The 2,295-nt window shown below is 68.5% G+C and carries 3 protein-coding genes; all 3 read right to left on the reverse strand.

The window, feature by feature from the left end; genetic code table 11:
* The coding region (locus JMF90_RS33935; RefSeq protein WP_201326062.1) for a carboxymuconolactone decarboxylase family protein at positions 1–266 on the reverse strand (266 nt) is incomplete at its 3' end.
* A gap of 122 nt (positions 267–388) precedes the next feature.
* Positions 389–1,348 (reverse strand): AraC family transcriptional regulator, encoded by a 960-nt coding sequence (locus JMF90_RS33940; RefSeq protein WP_011549901.1) that lies wholly within the window; start codon positions 1,346–1,348, stop codon positions 389–391.
* Between the two features lie 175 nt (positions 1,349–1,523).
* The coding region (locus JMF90_RS33945; protein ID WP_201326063.1) for an aldose epimerase family protein at positions 1,524–2,295 on the reverse strand (772 nt) is incomplete at its 5' end.

Consider the following 2,295-nt stretch of genomic DNA (forward strand, 5'->3'; position numbering starts at 1 on the left):
AGTGCGGCGGCGGTGTGGCCGGCCACGCAGAATGCACAGCCGTGGACGGCGGCCGCGGTGATCTGCACGGCTTCGCGCTCGGCGAACGTGAGGCCCGCGCGGCCGTTGATCTCCGCGACGGTCAGATAGGTTTCGAGGGCGACCGGCGCATTCGCGAGCGAACGGACGAGGTTCGGCAGGAAGCCGTTCGCGCGCTGCGATTTTTCGAGGAAGGGCTGGCTGGCCGCGGGGGCGGTCTCGATGGTGGGCAACGGCAGGCGGCTCACAGGATTCTCCGAAAAGGGCAGTGAGATCATTGTCGAGGCGCTGCTGCCGCCGGACAATGCGCGAACATCCGCGATTCCTGTGCGTTCGTCCCGCGCCGCGCGCCGCGGTGTCGCGATGCTCGCTAGTGCAAGCGCGCCGCCGATCGCGACGCGTCGTCGCGCTCGCGGCGCCATGCGCCGGGCTGCATGCCCATCGTGCGCTTGAACGCGTGCGCAAACGCCGATTCCGACTGATAGCCGACGAGTTCGCCCGCCCGCGAAATCGGCAGGCCTTGTTGCAGCAGGTCCGCCGCGAGCCGCATCCGCACCATCGTGACGAACTGCATCGGCGGATGGCCGGACGCTTCGCTGAAGTGCTTGCAGAACGCGGTGCGCGACATGTTCGCGAACGCGGCCATCGATTCCGTGGTCCATGCGTCGGCGGGCGCGTCGATGATCGCGGCAACCAGCGTGCCGAACCCAGTCCGCTGCATCAGCATGGCGAGCCCGCTGGCCACGGTATCGTGCCCGGCGGCATCCCGCACCGCATAGAACAGCAGCAGTTCGACCAGCTTGTCGATCAGCGGGGACGGCGCGTCGACGCCGTGACGGCCTTCGGCGCGAATCAGGTCGAACAGCCCGTGGATGCCGCGATACGCGTCGTCGCCGCGCCGCACGATCAGATACTCGGGAAAGAGCGACACGATCGCGCGCGACACGGTGGAGTGGAATTCGATGAAGCCGCAGGCGAGCCCGACGCTGCCGTCGACCGACGGATCGAGCGGTTGCATCGACCCGCGCCGCTCGAGCGGATGGCCGCCCGCGACCGCGCAGGCCTGCGGGTTGACCGGGCTCGGCGACAACCCGTGCGGCACGTCGCGCAGCAGAAACACGGCTTCACCCGCGGCGACCGGAATGCTGTCGCGCCCGTCGGCGAAATGCAGCCACGCCGATCCATGCAGGATGACGTGGAAGCTCGCTTTCGCCCGGCCGGCGGTGGACGCCTGCCAGTCGCCGCAATACTGGCCGACGTGAAAAAGCTGGCTTTTCGGCTCCAGGCTGGACAGCAGCCAATGGACGACCTTGTCTGTTTGCGCGGACATTCCGATGCTGGAGGATGGGTGACGCGCCCATGCTACGGGCTGCGCCGCGCCGCTCAAACCAACGAATCGTAGAAAGCATTTTCCTGCCGTCGCAATGTCTCGCGAGGCGGCGCGGCCCGGCGTTCGGCCGGGATGCGCGCGGCGCTGGCCGGGTGCCGACGATACGGCACGCGCGCTATGCCTGCACGCCCACCCGATACCGCGTGGTCTGCCGGTACACGTCGCCCGGACGAACGATCACGTCGTCGCGCAGGCCGTCCATGTTGACCTGATCCGGAAAGCCGCCCGCTTCGACGCACAGCGCCGCGTGTGGCACGCAACGCGTGCCGCCGCTCACGCGCAAGCCGTCGAGATAGTTGCCCGTATAGAGCTGCAGGCCGCGCTGGTCGGTCGACACGATCAACTCGCGGCCGCTTTCCGGATCGTAGATCCGTGCCACGGGCCGGACCTCGCGCGCGCCGTTGCCGACGACGTAGCAGTGATCGAAGCCGCGCGCCCGCGCCAGTTGCGCATGCGGCCAGTCGAGGCGCGCGCCGAGCGGCGCGCTTTGCCGGAAATCGAACGCCGTGCCCGTCACGTCGGCCGCGCCGGTCGGGATCAGCGCGTCGTCCACTTCGAGGAATGCATCGGCGTCGATGTGCAGCAGATGGCCGCGCACGTCGCTGCCCGCGCGCCCGTTCAGGTTGAAGTAACTGTGATTCGTCAGGTTCAGCGGCGTCGGCGCGTCGGTCCACCCCGAATAGTCGATGGTCAGCGTGCCGTCGTCGTCGAGCGTGTAGCGCACCTGCACGCGCACGTTGCCGGGGAATCCCGCGTCGCCTTCCGGCGAATCGAGTTGCAGCGTCAGCCCGCCGCCATCGTCGAGCACGTCCCACCGCGCGCGATGAAAACCGTTCGCACCGCCGTGCAGCAGGTTGCCGTTCTCGTTGCGGTCGAGCAGGTAGTCG

The organism is Burkholderia sp. E168m23 (genome assembly GCF_016586125.1).
Taxonomy (GTDB): domain Bacteria; phylum Pseudomonadota; class Gammaproteobacteria; order Burkholderiales; family Burkholderiaceae; genus Burkholderia; species Burkholderia orbicola.